This window comes from Bdellovibrionota bacterium (assembly GCA_040386775.1).
Lineage (GTDB): Bacteria > Bdellovibrionota > Bdellovibrionia > Bdellovibrionales > JAEYZS01 > JAEYZS01.
In genome coordinates this window covers 41,701-59,595 of record JAZKEU010000013.1, presented here as the reverse complement: position 1 = coordinate 59,595, position 17,895 = coordinate 41,701, and the positions used below count along the sequence as shown (strand labels likewise).

The window sequence follows — 17,895 nt, the reverse complement described above, 5'->3', positions numbered from 1 at the left end:
TTAGCCCTGACTGGATTTTGGAAGATCCTTTAATGTTATTTCTTTAAATTCACTTCCATCCGAGCGGAATATCTTCTCTTGATTATCCATAATGGTCATCAAATTCACTGGGCGTTTCCATATTTCTTGGACATTTTTCATCGTTTCTTTCATATAGTCTGGCTGCAAATCCACACCTTCATACAAGTGTCTCAATAGAAGCTCACCTTTATTCTCATAATTTCCGTCCATCACTTCAATGATGGGCTGACCAAAATTTGTTAATTGGAATAATAATTTCTTTTTCACTTCTGCAAAATTTCTAGTATCGATTACGTACTCATTTGTTCTTTGATTGTACTTATAAACAAACATTTTATTTTGGATGCAAAAATCTTCGGTTAAAAATTCATCGATAAACATGACATCGTTGTAGTTTCTTCTCACTTCGAAAATCTTTTGACGACCTAATCCTAGTTTCTTATCCCAGTTTTTTCTCTGAGTGTAATCTTCGCACTGTTCCCATTCACGACCAAATTGACCTTTGTTCCATCTTTCTTCGATATTTCTAAACAGTTCGATGCCTATTTTGTAAGGATTAAATCCTGTCGGCGCCATTGCCGTTGTTCCACTATGGTGATCGGCGTAGTCAATTACTTCGCCGTCCGTAAGTAGGCCATTTGTCATCATGGTTGTATGCCAATAAGAAGCCCAACCCTCATTCATGATCTTGGTCATTCCTTGAGGAGCAAAGTAATAGGATTCGACACGAATGATAGACAAAATATCTTGCTGCCAGTCTTCTAGAGGAGAATTTTTGATTAAATAATGGAGAACATCTCTCTCAGTTTGTACTTTTTTTTCTGTCGTTTCCGTTTTTTTAATCTCTTCTCTTTGCTTTTCAAGATATTCTGGCGGATTGATGTATTTATCCATATAACCTGCGCCGGTATTTTTTAGAGGAGTAACTTCTTGCTTTACCGGTTCTTGATTTCTAGAGGAATTTTGATTTGAAGTGCTGCCAGAAAAATAGGGAGAATGGCGATCAATCAAATTTTCTATGGATAAACATTTATCAATAAAATCTTCGACAACATCATAGCCATAACGATCCATATATCTACGAATCCTCGTTCCGTGATTTGCCATCGTGTCCATCATTTTTCTGTCTGTTCTAGAGAACCATTGATTGTTCTTGAAAAAATCGCAGTGACCATAGACGTGGGCCATAACTAATTTTTGATCGACAAACATATTGCCTTCCATTAAGTAGGCATAACAAGGATCCGTGTTGATCACCATTTCATAAATTTTGGATAATCCGTATTCATAACTTTTTGAGAGCTTTTCGTATTCCATCCCGAATCTCCAATGAGGATATCTCGAGGGAAACCCACCTTGCGCTGCAAACTCACTCATTTGATCATAAGTGATCATCTCAAATACCGTTTGGAAAAAATCAAGGCCGTAGCCTCTGGCCATTTTTTCTACTCTTATTTGTTCTGCAACTAGTTCTGGTGGAAGACCTTTCATTTAATTTCCTTTTTGTAGAAATGTTTTAATGGAGTCCACAATTTGATCGCGGTTTGCAATTCGGCTCATTACAAAGTTTTGCTCATCTCCCATGGATTTTTCTAAATCCTTCATGAACTGACCGCTCCCATAGCGGCTTTCTACCTGACCATAACCAAAGAGGTTTACTTTTCCCAACAGATCTTCTCGTAAAAGCTTTATACAATATCTTGTATCTTCAGACGACCAGTTGTCTCCATCACTAAAGTGAAAAACATAGATATTCCATTGATCGATAGGATATTCTTCATCGATGGTTTTTTTGACGAGATTGTAAGCTGAACTGATCAGGGTTCCACCCGACTCACTGGTTCTAAAGAATGTTTCTTCATCCACTTCCTGCGCCGATGCATCGTGAATGATGAATCGAGTTTGTAGTCCTTTGTAGTGCTTTCTAATCCATGTGTGTAACCAGAAACTCTCAAGCCTTACGATTTCTTTTTGCTCTTCGCCCATCGATCCTGAAACATCCATAATATAAAATACAACGGCATTGGAAGTTGGCTGCGGAACAGTTTTGAAAGATCGATAGCGCATGTCTTTTTTAATCGGAACAATGATTGGCTTATCTGGATCGTAGGTTTTAGAAATGATTTGTCTTTTGAGAGCTTCTTTGAATGAGGCTTTAAAATTTCTGAGAGACTCAGGACCAATGGGTCTCAATCCTGTGTACTTTGTTTTCATACTCTCAATGCTCTTATTGCCTTTGGGCTCAATGCGCGGAAGTTCTAACTGGCCTCCTAGAATTTCTGCAAGCTCATCATAGCTCACTTCCACTTCCAATAAGTGTTGCCCTTCGCCCTCGCCTGCCTGACCCTGTCCTGGTTCACCATTTTGCGGATCACCCTGAACTGCATCACCAGGCTTCCCTTGACCTTGCCCCACGCCGCCCTGCTGTTTTGGCCCATATTTGAATGTAGGAATACTAATCCGCGGAATAGGAATTTTCACATACTCCTGTTCTCTTTTTCCGATCATCTCTTCATGGGTAATATATTTCTTAAAATTTTCCTTGATCTTACCCTTAACGATCTCTCTAAATCTTCTTTGATCTTGCTTTACAGACATTCAACTCCCAAAAGGTGAGCCGCACCTTTTCCAAAGGTTTGCGTCATGAATTTTTCGCATCCCCTCTAGCATAAATGCTAGCCACATAGTTCAATACATTGGAAGCACAGATCTCACAATAACCGTGATCTTTAATGAGTCTTGTCTTCACCACATCTATTTTTTCTTGCGTTGTTTTATCTACAACATTGGAAACGATAGTTGTTAGCTTAATGCTATCTTTTTGATCTTCGAAAAGTTTTAGCTCTAAAGCTTTATGAAGTCTTTCGTTTGTTTTGTAATCAAACTTTTTACCTTCTAAAGAAATAGCTCCAATGTAGTTCATGATTTCTCGTCTGAAATCATCTTTTCTAGATTCAGGGATTTCAATTTTTTCTTCGATGGCTCTCATCAATCTTTCATCCGGCTCATCATCGCGACCCGTGAATTGGTTGCGAACTCTTTCTCTTTGTGTATAGGCCTTGATGTTGTCGATGTAGTTTCCACATAGACGTGACATCGCACCCTCATCGGCGCTCACTGCACGTTGAACTTCCGATTTCACAAGATCTTCATATTCTTGTTTTACAACTTGAAGTTGCTCTCTGTACTGCGCTTTCTTTTCTTCGCTAGAGATAAGCGAGTGATGCTTTAGTCCGCTTTCAAGCTCATTCATCACCATGAATGGATTTACGCAACCCACTTCGCCATGTTTATTGCTTACAAATGCGTTTGAAAGTTTATCTTGAATATATCTTGGTGAAATTCCATCAAGACCTTCTCTCACAGCTTCTTTTCTTAATTCCTTTACGTTGTCTTCCGTGTACCCAGCTAAAGATTTCCCGTCGTAAAGCTTTAGTTTTTGAAGTTTAGAGAGGTTTGCCTTCTTCGGAGCCTCAAGTCTTGTCATGATCGCCCACATTGCTGCCATTTGAATTGTGTATGGTGCGATGTGAATTCCGCGAATCTTTTGCGAATTGAAATCTTTTTGATAAATGCGCGTTTCATCTTTAAGCTTTGTGATGTACGGAATATCGATCTTTACCGTTCTATCTCTTAAGGCTTCCATGAATTCGTTGTTCTGAAGTTTTCTATACTCGGGCTCGTTCGTGTGACCCAGAATCACTTCATCAATATGAGTTTGTGCAAATTTCTTTGGCTTAATTCTATGTTCTTGAGAAGCTCCTAAAAGATCGTACAAAAAAGCCACATCTAACTTTAGAACCTCGACAAACTCAATAATACCACGGTTAGCGATATTAAATTCCCCGTCAAAGTTAAAAGCTCTTGGATCCGAATCTGATCCATATTCAGCGATCTTGCGATAGTTGATATCTCCAGTTAATTCCGTTGAGTCTTGGTTCTTTTCATCTTTAGGCTGGAACGTTCCAATACCTACTCTATCTGCTTCCGAAAGAAGTAATCTTTTTACTTTTACAAATTCTAGAACACGGTTGAGGTCACCGTTATATTTTTCCATGAGTTTTTTGAAAATAAATCTACTCGCAGGACACAAGTCGCCTTTCAATTGGATTCTATAGTCTCCATCAAGGCCTTTGTTCAATTCTTGCAAGAACTGCTCTCTCATGGTGTCTGGAATAAGTAGAAGCGGTTCTTCGTGCATTGGTGTTTGATAAGTATCAACTCCCTCGCCCAGCAAACCATGCGGATCCTTTGGATCGTCAATCCACTCAAATGTATAGAATGCTCCGCTGTCAGTTTTTGAATAGTGCTCTAATCCTTTTTTCAAAGATCTCGCAATTGTAGATTTCGCAGAACCCACTGGTCCGTGAAGAAGGATGACTCTCTTCTCTGTCCCATAGCCCATCGCCGCCGATCTAAAGGCACTCACCAATTTCATAAGCGAAACGTCCAACCCAAATACTGCGTCTGCTCCGTTATTCAATTCATCATCAAAGAATTTGTATCTCGTGATTTTCTTTTTCACATCCACATATTCATCAGTTCCGAATCCCATAATCATGTCATAGATTCTTTCATATGCGTTTCTTGTGATCTTTGGATTTTTTTTGACCATTCCTAGATATTCAACAAATGATCCTGACCAGCTGAGTGCTTTTAAATTTTCTTTGGCTTGAAGTTTCTGAATCAGATTTTTGAAATCGGTCATCACTATCCTCCTCCGGACTGGTTGACTTCGCTCATTGCGAACGAAGTCATCTCTATGAATAGTATGCCTTATGAGAGGGAAGTCCTGCTTGCGTTAAGAGAGAAACTAGACCTTCGTCAGACGGTTAGTTTACTCTGCTAAAACCTTCTGGTTGCTTGATTGTAAAAATCTCATCCTTCACCGTACTGGGTACTTTGAAGTTGTGGAATTTTAACTCAATTTGATATTGAGAATGACTTATAACCACTGTTTTTTCTTTCGATTTTCTATTTGTCCAATTGATTTTGAAATTACCCTGAGCACACTCCGAGACAATTTCGCCCTCCTTTTTACAAACCCAACCTTTTTGTTGAACAGGTTGATCAAAAAGTACATTCATGATGAGCTTTGGATCTAGGGCAAAATTCAAGGTTCTAGCAAATGCCTGTGAAGTTGGCTGTCCTTGATAAAACGCTTTTTTCTGAGGAACAACATAAGTCATCGAATTGCCATCCATAGTGATAGATGCGACGTGCACACCGACAGGCGTAGTAATATCCATTCTCATCTTTGATGGTTTCACAGCAATAAAATCTACATTCACTATAAATGTTTTTGCCTGCTTCTTGTCTTTTACAAGCACCCTAGCTTCCCACTCCCCCTGCTCTGCCATATCCTGACGAGGCACCGAGGCACAAGATGCGAATGTCAGGCTACATAGAAGAAGCAGGAACGCGCTTGTAAGTGTCCGTAAGCATTTTTTTGAGTTGATCAATTTTTGTTTCGAGTTTTCTAACGTTGTCTTCATTTTTTTCTACCCTAGCTGCTCGTTCGTACATGTCTTTTGCTTTTGTAAATAACTGATACTGGTAATACGCATCTCCAAGATGCTCTGCAATTACACTCTCTTCTGGATTCATCTGATGAGCATTTTCTAAAGTTAGAACTGCTTCTTTCAGCTTGCCTTGTTTGTACAAGATCCAACCGAGAGTATCTTTAATATAAGCATCATTTGGTTTTAATTTCAATGCCTTACGTGCAAGAGTTTCCGCTTCTGGCAATTCTACTCCTAGTTCTGCGTAAGTGTACGCGAGGTAGTTCATCGCTTGAATATGATCCTGATTCAGCTTTAACACTTTCTTCATATTCGCTACGGTCTCTTGCTTCTTGCCCAATTTATCTTGTGTAGAGCCCAAAAAGAACAGAAGCTGCTCATTTTCCGGAAATAGATCTGTACCTTTTGCTAAAACTTTTTCGGCTTCAACAAATTTCTTTTGTTCATCAAAGAGCGAGGCCTGAAGTGCATAAAATTGAGGATAATCTTTTTTAGCTTCGATTGCCTTCTCAACTAGGCTCATCGCTTTTTTAGCGTCACCTAATTGTCTGTATAAGTATGCCGCATGAACTACAGATTCTGCAAAGAATTGACTGGCCGTAGGAATTTTTTCGAACTGTTCAATCGCATCTTTATTTTGGTTCAACTCTTCGAATACAGCTGCAAGATAGAATCTCACTTTGTCTGAGTCTGGAGCTAAAGCTAAAATTTCTTTTAATCTTCTGATTGCTACTGAATAATCTTTCTTTTCAATATCCAAAAGTGCCAATCTAATTTTGATATTTAAGTTTTCCGGCTCTGCCGCCTGAATGATTTCGTATTGGTTATAAGCCTTTTCATAATTTTCCGCTTCTAAGTAAATTTGAGATAAAGCTTTGGCAATAGTGACATCGGGGCCATACTGCTCTTGATAAGAACTATAAAGTTGCGTAGCATTTGCAGTCTTATTTGTATCTTCAAAAACAGATCCTAGGGCGAGAACTGCATCTGTAAAATCTGGTTTTGCACTGATACTTTTCTTGAAAGATTCTTCTGCAAGTTTATTTTTATTTCCATAAACATGTATTCTTCCTATATAGTAGTAAGCCAAGTGTTTGAATTTTTTATTACCACTGTTTCCTACTTTTTCAAAATAACTGAGGGCTTTCTTTAAATCATTTTTCTCTGCGTAGATGGCACCAAGATAAAGGTTGGCTTCTGCCGCCTGTGTGGCATCGATTCTGATCACTTCATTATACTGAGTAATGGATTTGTCATAAAGCTTCAGTGTTGAATACAAGCCACCTAAAAGAAGTTTCGCTTCTGTGTGCTTTGGGTCTTTCCTAACAACTTCCTCTGCTGCTTTTACCGCTTCAGAAATTAAACCCAGTTTCACATATTCAATTGCAAGTCTAAGTTTTACAATTTGTGAGTTTGGATCGTAGATCAAAGTCGCCTTGAACTCTTCGATGGCTTTTTGAGAAAGTCCTTCAAAGCTATAAGTTTCAGCAAGAGCAAAGTGATAATCCGCTTGAGTTTCCATTGAGAGTTTATCTACAAGGGGTTCATCTTTTTTTGTTTCCATCGCTTTCGTATCAACAAATGCTGGAGCTCTATCCACACCAAACACAGCATTTTCCCCAACAGCGTTTGTTGGCGGATCTTGTTTTTCAAGAATCGAACATGCAACTGTTTGAAAAATTATTAAGATCACAGCTAATTTCAGAACGGTATTTTGTTTTTTAATCACAATGAGCCTCTCTATTAAGAAACTTTTCGGAGGCAAATTGCTTACGCTTAAGACAATCAAAGTCCTGTAACAATTATCCGGACTGGACAGAAGTAGAGAGATAGATCACATCGATTGAGCTGATTTTAAGCAGATTGAATTTTATCACTGAATCTCTATCTAAATGATTTAATGTAGCCAATGTCGTCGCCTTTAAACTGAACATTTTCAATTTTTGCTTGAGAAAATTGCATCGTATCTATCACTTCAGTTTCAAAAGTACTATTTGGCCCACCAGATAAAACAACAACGTAAATTGGAAGACCGTAAGAGTTCTTAATTACACTGTATTTGTATGCAGCTCCCCACGGATCTAATTCTAAATTTAATTCGGAAGCCGGCATTCTCAAGTTCGAATCCATAGAAGAAATTACTGGTTTCATAATGAGTTCTTGAGCAAGATTTTCCACGTAATTTTTAGCGACAAAGGTCTTTTTCTGCTCAATATGACTACTAAATAAGACGCCTCCAATTGAAACAACGAGCATAAAACAAAGAAATATAGATAACACATCAAAAGTGTTAAACTGCTGATTTTCTTTACTATTACTAAGTTCATCAAATGAGCGTTCATTTACCATATATCTAGACTTTCGGACTGTTTCTGTGAAAACTTGAACAATAATTGTTCATATTTCGTAATCTGCTCATTTTTATCAGTTTGCTACGCGTTATTCGTCCTAGATATTCATCAGTTGAATACTTGACAAGCTGTGACGACCAGACCTATTGTCCCCAGGTAATTAACGCCTCAGTGTTCCAATTTGAGAGTGAAATCAAGAGTTGAGAGCGGTGAAGTAAATGGAAACCCCATAATTAACAACAACATAATTAGATTTAGCAGTCTAAATAAAGAGCAGCTAAACTAATTAATTAACGTAACAGGGGAGGCTACTTGGAAACACAAGCCCAAATGACAGACAGACAAGTTAACACAACTACGACACCAAAGATTATCAAACGTTATCAAAACAGAAAGCTGTATGATACACAGCAAAGCTGTTACGTGACACTAGACGACATCGCTAAGATGATTCGTGCTAGCGAAGAAGTAACTGTGATCGACAATAAGACAAAAAGAGACATTACAGCTTCAACATTGTCACAAATCATCTTCGAAGCAGAAAAGAAAGCAGCTGATTACGCTCCTCTTTATGTTCTTAGAGATATCATCCAACACGGAAACGGAAGCATGTCTAGCTACCTAGCTAAACTTGATGTTTTCACTCCGGAAGAGAAAGAAACTCCAGTAAAAGAAATCGTAAAAGATTTCCTTGAAAAAGGACCTAGATCTTTTGATGACATGAAATCAACTCTAGAGAATCGCGTTGCGAAGGCTCAAGAGAACAAGGCTCAGGACAACACAACTTCAAACAGCAATCCAAGCTTTGAACCAACTCCTGAACTTCCAAATTCAAACAGAAACTTCAGCAACTAACTCAAGTTTCGATCTGGGAACGAAGAAACCTCAAGCTAACGCTTGGGGTTTTTTTTTGACATATCGTATTTTCGATGAAGTTTCGGATTTTCCCGCTTAGAATTTTTCCTTTGGGCAATGACCCGGAGGACACACATGAAAAATCTATTTTTATTTACGTTCATTTCTATTCTAGCTTTATCACCTAAAGCTTTTTCTGAAGGCCCAAAAGCCGACACATTTAAACTCGGTGCCGTTGTTGGTAACGTTGGCCTGACTGGCGATCCGGGAGAAGATTCTAATAATTCTTCAAAGAATGCTATCGGTGTTGGTGGTGTATTTGGTTACAGCATTGAAGATGAATTGAGCTTTGAATTGATGTACATGCAAAGTTCACACGATAAATTAGATCACAAAGACTTCAACCTTGGCGTTCAATATTATGTAAACAGTTATGAACCATTCTATTATGGAATCACTGGTGGTGTAGCCTTTGTAACTAATGAAGTTGGAACAATTGATGATACTGCTTTTGGATTATTCATTGGTGCAGGAGCTGACGTATTCACGAAAAGAGCTTTGATCATTGGTCTTCAAGCTCGTTACTACTCAATGTTTGGTTCAGAAGTAAATGGTGTTGAAATCGTTGATGACTACTACACAGTTCTCGCGAGAATCCTTTTTCAATTCTAAAAAATAAATCGTTCTTTCTAAAAGGTGCCCGCGGGCACCTTTGAAAATCTGTAGAATTCTATACTAGGAATCTTTTTTAAGCCCACTTTGACTTACACTGAATTACTTCCAAAATTCCCCACACCCATAAGCAAATTTTATGTGAGAGCAAAAACAAAATTATGTAGTGTACATAAAGCTAACTTAGTGACATTTCTCGTCTCTTTTACCAAAGAAATTCTAATTCTCTGGTAGGAAATTATTTCAAATAACAAATTTCAAACAGATTATTTCCAAGGCTTAATTTATACTTACACTTCGTTCTTAAGACTAATTTAAGAGCTACTTCAGAGGCTATGTGGGTAATTGTTCAGGGTTAAGTAGAAAATTAAATAAATTTTTAAAGCAATGCACAGCTTTGCTATTGATCCTTTCGCTCACAATTCCACAAAATCTTTTTGCTAATAATCCCTCGGACAAAGCACTAGATGACATTCCTGCCGAAAGATTTAATTTTTCAGAAGCGTTATCCCCTGAAGAAATAAACACAATTGGAGTTGACCCAGGTGCTCTGCAATTTATAAACACCACCGGACTGCAAAATGGAAAAACCATTGATCTTGATGTTATTCGTGGTCAATTCAAAGCTGAAGATTCAGAAAAAATTTTAGAAGTTTTAAATCAACTCAAATCAGAAATAGAAGAGGCTTACAGACTCAATCCAAATACAAAATTTGAATTCGTACACATCGCTGATGAAAATGAAAAAAATGTGGACCTTACTGCTACTGAAATTCTGGAGATTCTAAAAGACATCAATAACGAAACAAATACAGTGGATGTAAAAATTGATTCTTCTAAGGCAGCTAAATTTAAGAGTTTCTTTGCTCATCTTTTTGATAAAACAAGCAAGAGTGATATCTATTGGTCTCTCGCACGCGTTGCCGGCAGTGGTACTTCCGCTTATGTTAGCTTTCATTACGGTTCTGGATTTCCAATTCCAGTTTCAATTGCGCTTGCAGGGGTCCTTGGAGCCGGATCTGGTTCGATTGGCTTATTTATCGAAAAATTTACTGGATGGTTAGAACATAACAAAGCTACCCCGGAAAAAGGAGTCAGAAATTACTTAGGCTCAATTGAAACTTATATGCTTTTATCTCCAGCCTTAATCGGACTTCAATCAGATGGCTTGGTTTCAGTAGAAGGGGCAGCATTGCTTGCAGGAACCGCTGGCGCGGGAGTTATTGTACAATCTGCTTATTACATGATTAAAAAAAGATTTCCTGGGGCCGCTATGTGGTACAAATGGTACGCGACGGAGGCTTTATTCTTAACTGTACCTTATCTTGCAATGCCAGCTTGGGATATTTATTCCGGAGATATCAAAGTCGCTATTATCTCTACATTTGTAACGGCACTTGCATCAACAGCCTCGCAAGGCGTTTGGGATGTATTGATCACAAAAAAATTAAGGGGACCTAAGCTTGAAGCCGGAATGAATGCGGATATTGCAGAACTTGCAGGTAAGTTATCTGGAAGACATATTTATTTAAATAATCCAGAAGCGTTAGCAAAGGTTATCCATGAAGACGAACTAAGAACTAGAATGAGATTTGCCGCCATTACTAAAATTGCTTCATATTTACCAGGTGCTACAATTCAGAATTTCGTAGAAAAAGTTAAAGCCAACAGAATTGATGCCGCAGTTCAAAGAGATTTAGCGCAGGAATCTGAAAGACTCTTGGGCATAAATATATTTAATTTATCAAAATCTGATTTAAATAAATTAACGCACGAACAAGAATTTAGAGTCAGAGAAAGATACAAAAAATATTTCTTTATCGCATCTATCATTTCCGTAGCGAGTGCTGTCGCGACAAACACGGGTGTTTATACTGGGATTGATGCGTTAAAGTATGCTGGAATCACAGGTTTAGGTGTGCTGGGGCTTAGCGGAATCTTCACGTGGGTTTACCTGGATAGAAATTTGGGTAAGGCCGTGGCCATCATCGCTGCCGCGAGCACCATAGCTTATGAAGTTGGAAAGAGAACAGGAACAGAGTTTGTAACTATGGCTGGTGAAGCAGGCCTCGCTGCTGCTGCCGCTGGAGCATTAACCTGGGCATTTGTTAAATACAGAGATTGGAAAGCAAAAAAAGCGGTGACTCTGCATGAAAATCTTGCGCCTAATTATTCTGAAAAACCAAAACGCAAGTCTTCAAAATCTGCCTCTTTCAGCGAAGCGGTACTGATGCATACGAATTCCTGCCGATCACTCTTCCATTAGAAATAAAGAATAATATGACACTTCAAAAAATTAAACGACTTAGAATAACTTTAGAGAAAGCTCACGAAGATTTTCTTTTGAATAACGAAATCTCTGCCGATGCATTAGAACCGGCCTTAAAGTTTCAAAATCCCAGAGATAAAGAACTTGTCTCTTTCATCTGCTCTATTCTCGCCTATGGACGCATTGTGCAGGTCAAAAGAAACATCCACGCATTAATTGATCCCATGGGAGACAACCCCGCAGAATGGCTTGTCGAACAGACAGAATCCGATCTTAAAAAGCATGTGAAGAACTGGAAGCACCGATTTAATGATGCTCACGACATCCTCATTATGCTTTTAGTTTTACAAAAAATTTATACAGATCATGGATCTATCGAAAAATTTCTCAATCCTTCTCGATACAAGAATACAGCAGATCTTCTCATTGCCATTCGAAAAAATTTCTATGCTCTCATTCCTAAAAATAAAAAGCCTAAAAAATCTTTTGATTTCTTTATTCCCGATCCAAAACTAGGAAGCGCTTCAAAAAGAATGAATTTGTACTTAAAATGGATGGTTCGAGATACAGAACCTGATTTAGGATTATGGAAAACATTTTCCAAGAAAAACTTGATTGTTCCCCTAGACACTCATGTTTTTAAGCAAGCTAAATCTCTGCAAATCACAGCTAGAAATGTAGCCGATCTTGAAACTGCAATTGAGATCACAGAGTTTTTAAAGAAGCTGGACGTCGACGACCCTACTCGATATGACTTTGCACTTTGTCATCTTTCCATTAACAACACCCTACTCACTTGGGATTGATTTCGCACCTTTAGGATACGCAGATAACAATTGACCACTTAACCCTAGCCTTGAGAATATGAAATCCGTTTTATGGAAGAGATAATCATAGTTTTAGTCTGCTTAGTTTTAAATGCCATCTTTGCTGCATATGAAATGGCGTTCGTCTCCGTTCCAAAATCTTCCCTTAGGAAATTAGCAAGAGAAGGCAATAAGTCTGCAAAACGTCTGGTTGGTCTTAGAGAACATCCAGAAAGAACTCTATCCGTTATCCAAATAGGAATCACCTTAGTTGGTGCCATTGCTGCCGCAATTGGTGGCGTTGGCGCTACAGGCACAATAGTTCCTTACTTTATGCAGACCTGGGGGCTTAGAGAAACTGCTGCAGAAGTGATCGCAGTTGTATTGGTCGTACTTCCAATTACTTATTTGAATGTTGTTGTAGGTGAATTGGTTCCTAAAACTTTAGCTCTCAGAAATCCAACGAAAATTGTTCTTAAAGGGGCTGAAACATTATTCGTGTTTGATAGGCTGTTATCCCCAGTAGTGACAGCACTTGAATGGTCGACAAAAAAAATTCTCAGAATTTTCTTTCATAAATCTCACGCTCCGGAAACAACTTCTCATACTTCAATTGAAATTGATTCTTTCTCCCCTACTCATCAAAAATTTATAATTAACATGGTAGAAATTGAAAAAAAACAAATCAAAGATGTGATGATTCCATGGGAAAAGGTAAATCACATTAGACACACAGACGATATGAACACCGTTCTTCAAGTTGTTCTTAACTCTGGCCATACTCGTCTACCTGTCATCGATAACGATTACGTTCTCGGAATTTTACATACAAAAGAGTTTGTCGCTCTAAAAGAATCCGGAGAATTAAGATGGCAAGGTATTGTTCGTCCAGCTGTGAATGTACACTCTAACGATGCGGTTCTTAGGGTCCTAAGGATGATGCAAGAGAAACGAAATCATATGTTCATTGTAGTTTCATCCATCGCAGAGAGAGTTGGGATTGTAACTCTAGAAGATATCATCGAAGAAATCGTTGGCGATATCTTCGATGAAGACGATGACGGAACAGTCCGAAGAATCTTCGCCTCAAAAGCCCGCCGCAAACTCACCCTAGAATAAAAGGTGAGCCGCACCTTTTCCAAAGATGCGCGTTAAATGACACAAAACTGAGGAAAAGGTGCGGCTCACCTTTTTAGGATTCTTAGCATTAGGCCCATTAGGGTTGTTGCTAGTGCTAGATGTATTACTGTAATGATTGGTGGAATTTGGAAGATGACGTTGGCTGCGCCTACGCCGATTTGAATAATTACCAGTACTGATAACCAAATGCCGTACTTTACATTTTTTGGATCCATCCATTTTTGTTTTCTATTTTTCCAAATTAACTGTGTGAATGAGAAAATTGCAAGAGCGGTGATATATCCCCAAAGTCTATGCTTTACTTGCAATCCTACAAGCCCTGAAAGTGTGGGTATCAACTCACCATTGCAAAGCGGAAACCCTTCGCAAGTAAGACCTGCGTAATTTGTAGAAACCAATCCACCAATAATGATTTGCAAGAATAGCATTCCTGCAACTACCACGAGAACAGCATGAAATGATTTGGGTGTTTTTTCTAGAAGCTGATTAGATTCATCAAACAATTGGAAATAAAGCCATAGTAGCGAACATAGAAATGACATTCCAAAAACCAAGTGAGCTGTAACTACACTAAAGTGTAAAAGCTTAAGTACTGTTAAACCACCAAATACAATTTGGACCAAAAGAATCAAAACACCAAACCAACTGGTCTTAAGGATTTTCTTAGGAAATTTCTTGATATGAAAATACGCCGTTAAACCAAAAGTCAAAAGAGCTACAAAGCCCGCTAGAACTCTGTGAATGAATTCATAGTAAACTTGCACATGAAAATCAGGAATTAGTTTCCCAAAACAAAGCGGCCAATCCGGGCAAGCAAGACCTGCATTCATCGCTCTTACTGCGCCGCCGAGGGAAATTAAAATGAAAGTGAGAATAATTAATGTTCTTAAGAAATTTTTTAGAAGTTTATTTTCAACTAACGCACCCATTTACTGCCTCATGATTCCTTTGAAAAAATAAAAAGCCCAGCGATCTAAAACTGGAGCAGCCAAGAACGCTAACATACTTAAGTTAATCCAAACAAAAAATCGAACCCAGTTTTTTTCACCTCTGGATTCTAAAAATTTATAAAATTCATAAACCGAAATAACAGCAAGAGGCAATACCAAGATGTAATATGCGTAGCCCGTCTCCACAAACCATGGAGACATTACAGCTAACGCAATATATGGAATTAAATAAAGCCCCATATGGTAAAGAGTGCGCTGCTTGCCCAATTTTACTGGCAGAACTGGAAACCCACCCTTTGCATAATCATCCATATACCTAATAGCTAGGGCCCAGAAGTGCGGCATCTGCCATAAAAACATAAGTAGAAAAACATATATGGAATCTGAGCTAAAAATATTTGTATTTATAGCGGAATATCCCATCAAGACTGGCGCAGCTCCAGGTATAGCTCCAGGGACAGCAGCAAAAGGTGATCTTCTTTTTAAAATGACGGTGTAGATAAAATTATAAAAAAATACTGTTAGAAAGCCAATCAGACAAGTCAGTGGTTGAACGTAATAAAGAACAAGAAGTCCGAAAATAATTAAAGACGCAGAGAAACCAAAAGCTTTTTTAGGAGAAACCAACCCACTTGGAATTGGTCGCTCAACGGTGCGGTCCATCTTAATGTCATGTTGCCATTCCTGCGCAGAATTTAAAGCCAGGCTTCCACCGCTAATAGAACCCAAACCAATTAAAAATAAAATGAAATGAAAGTAAGAAAAATTATATTCAAAAGGAAAACCTAACGCATAACCAAGAGCCCCCGTGATGAGAACCATCTTAACGATTCTTGGTTTTGTTATTTCCCAAATTGTTCGGTCAAGTAATTGTTTCAATAATGATTAGTGTGCAGCAGGTCCCTGGCCTGGTTCCTCTGGAGTTTTAATAACTTCTTGAGGAGGTTTTGTTTCTACTGGAGCTGTAGTTTTACCAGTTTCTACTTTTGCTTCTAAAGCCGCAATGCTTGTGTCTTCCATGTTGTATCTAGTGAAAACATCTAAGGCTGAGAATCCGAAGAATACAAATAAGAAGAAAAAGGCAGAGAAGATTGTAACCTTATTTAGCTTCGTATCGTACTTCAAGTGCATGAACCAGAACATAACGATAAGAACTTTAACTGTAGCAATCAACATGGCAAGTGGCGTGTTCAAAACACCGATGTGCCATTGAGTCGCTGTATAAACAGTAAAGACCGTAAGAAAAACTAAAGTTGCATAAACTTTTAAGAAAGTTTTAAGCGGTGTAATATGGTGTTGTCCGTTTTGTGCCATTTTATATCTCCATTAAATCACTAGATAGAGTAAAGGGAATAAATAAATCCAAATCAAATCGACAACGTGCCAGAAAAGTCCAACGCCTTCGAGGGAAGTGTAATATGTCGGGCTGTAATCACCACGTTTAATTTTAAAAAAACACCAAGCAATCAAAGACATCCCCGTTAGAACGTGGATGCCATGAAGACCCGTCATCATGTAGTAAAGACCAAAATAAAGAGCTAAATTTACTGGTTCTCCACCCATTTCTGCGTAGTGAAAGAATTTTCCAGGAACTAACCCTTCGTGAATTTTATGTGAGTACTCAAAATACTTAATCACCATGAAGGCAGCACCACAAAGAAATGTGAATGCCAAATGCCCCATCGCAATTTTTGGTTTTCCTTTTTGAACATAGTGAATGCTCAAAGCCATAGTTAAAGAACTAGAAAGAAGAACGATCGTGTTGAGCGCTCCCATTTTCCAATCTAAAAACTTATGACCCGCGTGGAAAACTTCTGGATAAATATTTTTAAATAATGCGTAAGCTACAAACAAACCACCAAACATCATTAGCTCAGTTACCATGAACAACCAAACTCCGTGTTTGCCTGTAGCATCTTGGTGCTGAGAATCTAAATAGTGTTCTGCGTACTTATTTCCTAAACTGTCCGTTTTAACGATACTCATACGGCCCCTCAGTTACTGTTGGTAAATCTTTAAAGTTAGTTGTGATTGGTGGCGAATCAATCTGCCACTCTAATGTTGTTCCACCCCAAGGATTTTTTGGAGCTGGTGCACCTTTTCTTAAACCTTGAATGACTGTGTAAAGTCCAAACAAGAATCCAAGTAAAATGAACCAAGAACCAAAAGTAGAAAGCTTATTCAGCCAAGCGTATTCGGGAATATAGTCATGGTATCTGCGTGGCATACCTTGAATTCCAAGAATGAATTGCGGGAAGAACGTGATATTGAATCCCAAGAAAATTCCAATGAAAGAAAGTCTAGCCGTAGTTTCGTTGTACATCTTGCCGAACATTTTTGGAAACCAATATAGAATCCCACCCATGATCGACATCAATGTTCCACCCACCATCACATAGTGGAAGTGAGCAACAACAAAGTATGTGTCGTGCAAATGAACATCGATAGCCATAACTGCAAGCATAATTCCTGTCACACCACCGATAGCAAATAGGAACAAAAAACCAATTGCGTAAAGCATCGGAGTATCAAGTTTCACTGAGCCTTTGTACATAGTCGCAACCCAATTGAACATCTTGATCGCTGTCGGAACACCTACAAGCATAGTTAAGAAAGAGAAGATCTTTCCCGCAAACTCGGATTGTCCAGATACAAACAAGTGATGGCCCCAAACAAAGAAGCTCACCGCTGCAATCGCAAGTGATGAATAGGCAATCGCTGTGTAACCGAAAATAACTTTTTTAGAGTAAGTTGCAATAAGCTCTGAGATCACGCCCATCGCTGGCAAAATCATGATGTAGACTGCAGGATGCGAGTAGAACCAGAAGAAGTGCTGGAACAATACTGGATCACCACCAAGTGACGCATCAAAGAATCCAATTCCTAAAGTTCTCTCTGCTACTAACAATAGAAGAGTGATCGCAAGGATCGGAGTTGCAAGAACTTGAATGATCGCAGTTGAATAAAGTGCCCAAACAAAAAGTGGCATTCTATTCATAGTCATTCCAGGAGCTCTTAGTTTATGAACTGTCGCAATGAAGTTTAATCCCGTTAAGATAGAAGAGAAACCCATAACGAAAGCACCGAGCACAACATAAAGAGTTCCTTCACTCGTTTTGATAGAGTATGGAGTGTAGAACGTCCAACCAGTATCAACTCCTCCTGCAAACAAAGCGTAGAATGCAATCAATGCCCCTACGATTAAGCAGTACCAGCTGAGTAAGTTGAGTTTAGGAAAAGCAACGTCTTTTGCACCAATCATAATTGGTAAGAAAAAGTTTCCTAAAAATGCTGGAATACCCGGGATAA

16 protein-coding genes are annotated in these 17,895 nt (G+C 38.6%); 5 read left to right on the top strand and 11 right to left on the bottom strand.

Annotated features, from left to right (window positions below):
• From V4596_08300 to V4596_08275, 6 genes are all read right to left on the bottom strand, one after another.
• A complete protein-coding gene (locus tag V4596_08300) occupies positions 1 to 1,512 on the bottom strand; it encodes a SpoVR family protein (GenBank protein MES2769131.1) in 1,512 nt (503 codons plus the stop codon).
• Complete coding sequence (locus tag V4596_08295; protein ID MES2769130.1) at positions 1,513 to 2,619, bottom strand: DUF444 family protein; 1,107 nt, start codon at positions 2,617 to 2,619, stop codon at positions 1,513 to 1,515. It abuts the gene before it with no gap.
• A 43-nt stretch (positions 2,620 to 2,662) separates the two neighbouring features.
• Positions 2,663 to 4,729, bottom strand: coding sequence for a serine protein kinase (locus V4596_08290; GenBank protein ID MES2769129.1), 2,067 nt, complete (start codon positions 4,727 to 4,729; stop codon positions 2,663 to 2,665).
• A 124-nt stretch (positions 4,730 to 4,853) separates the two neighbouring features.
• Positions 4,854 to 5,381 carry a DUF4292 domain-containing protein gene (locus V4596_08285; GenBank protein ID MES2769128.1) on the bottom strand — a complete coding sequence of 176 codons (528 nt, stop codon included), beginning with the start codon at positions 5,379 to 5,381 and terminating at the stop codon, positions 4,854 to 4,856.
• A gap of 40 nt (positions 5,382 to 5,421) precedes the next feature.
• Positions 5,422 to 7,272, bottom strand: a complete 1,851-nt coding sequence (locus V4596_08280) for a tetratricopeptide repeat protein (GenBank protein ID MES2769127.1) — start codon at positions 7,270 to 7,272, stop codon at positions 5,422 to 5,424.
• Between the two features lie 155 nt (positions 7,273 to 7,427).
• The gene (locus V4596_08275; protein ID MES2769126.1) at positions 7,428 to 7,694 is read right to left on the bottom strand and encodes a hypothetical protein; all 267 of its coding nucleotides are present in this window, start codon (positions 7,692 to 7,694) and stop codon (positions 7,428 to 7,430) included.
• A 530-nt stretch (positions 7,695 to 8,224) separates the two neighbouring features.
• Between V4596_08275 and V4596_08270 the strand changes: the two genes are divergently transcribed.
• From V4596_08270 to V4596_08250, 5 genes are all read left to right on the top strand, one after another.
• Positions 8,225 to 8,749, top strand: coding sequence for a polyhydroxyalkanoate synthesis regulator DNA-binding domain-containing protein (locus V4596_08270; protein ID MES2769125.1), 525 nt, complete (start codon positions 8,225 to 8,227; stop codon positions 8,747 to 8,749).
• 135 nt (positions 8,750 to 8,884) lie between these two features.
• Entirely contained in the window at positions 8,885 to 9,421 is a 537-nt protein-coding gene (locus V4596_08265; protein ID MES2769124.1) for an outer membrane beta-barrel protein, read from the top strand.
• Positions 9,422 to 9,758: 337 nt separating this feature from the next.
• Positions 9,759 to 11,687, top strand: a complete 1,929-nt coding sequence (locus V4596_08260) for a hypothetical protein (GenBank protein ID MES2769123.1) — start codon at positions 9,759 to 9,761, stop codon at positions 11,685 to 11,687.
• Between the two features lie 14 nt (positions 11,688 to 11,701).
• On the top strand, positions 11,702 to 12,496 hold the full coding sequence (locus V4596_08255) for a TIGR02757 family protein (GenBank protein ID MES2769122.1): 795 nt from the start codon (positions 11,702 to 11,704) through the stop codon (positions 12,494 to 12,496).
• Positions 12,497 to 12,568: 72 nt separating this feature from the next.
• Complete coding sequence (locus V4596_08250) at positions 12,569 to 13,615, top strand: hemolysin family protein (protein MES2769121.1); 1,047 nt, start codon at positions 12,569 to 12,571, stop codon at positions 13,613 to 13,615.
• Between the two features lie 65 nt (positions 13,616 to 13,680).
• Here V4596_08250 and V4596_08245 read toward each other — a convergent pair whose 3' ends face one another.
• The 5 genes from V4596_08245 to V4596_08225 form a co-directional block, all read right to left on the bottom strand.
• The gene (locus V4596_08245; GenBank protein ID MES2769120.1) at positions 13,681 to 14,565 is read right to left on the bottom strand and encodes a COX15/CtaA family protein; all 885 of its coding nucleotides are present in this window, start codon (positions 14,563 to 14,565) and stop codon (positions 13,681 to 13,683) included.
• Positions 14,566 to 15,465, bottom strand: a complete 900-nt coding sequence (cyoE, locus tag V4596_08240) for a heme o synthase (GenBank protein ID MES2769119.1) — start codon at positions 15,463 to 15,465, stop codon at positions 14,566 to 14,568.
• A 6-nt stretch (positions 15,466 to 15,471) separates the two neighbouring features.
• Complete coding sequence (locus V4596_08235; GenBank protein ID MES2769118.1) at positions 15,472 to 15,900, bottom strand: cytochrome C oxidase subunit IV family protein; 429 nt, start codon at positions 15,898 to 15,900, stop codon at positions 15,472 to 15,474.
• 12 nt (positions 15,901 to 15,912) lie between these two features.
• Positions 15,913 to 16,572 (bottom strand): cytochrome c oxidase subunit 3 family protein, encoded by a 660-nt coding sequence (locus V4596_08230; protein MES2769117.1) that lies wholly within the window; start codon positions 16,570 to 16,572, stop codon positions 15,913 to 15,915.
• The coding region (locus V4596_08225) for a cbb3-type cytochrome c oxidase subunit I (GenBank protein ID MES2769116.1) at positions 16,559 to 17,895 on the bottom strand (1,337 nt) is incomplete at its 5' end. The genes V4596_08225 and V4596_08230, both read right to left, overlap by 14 nt.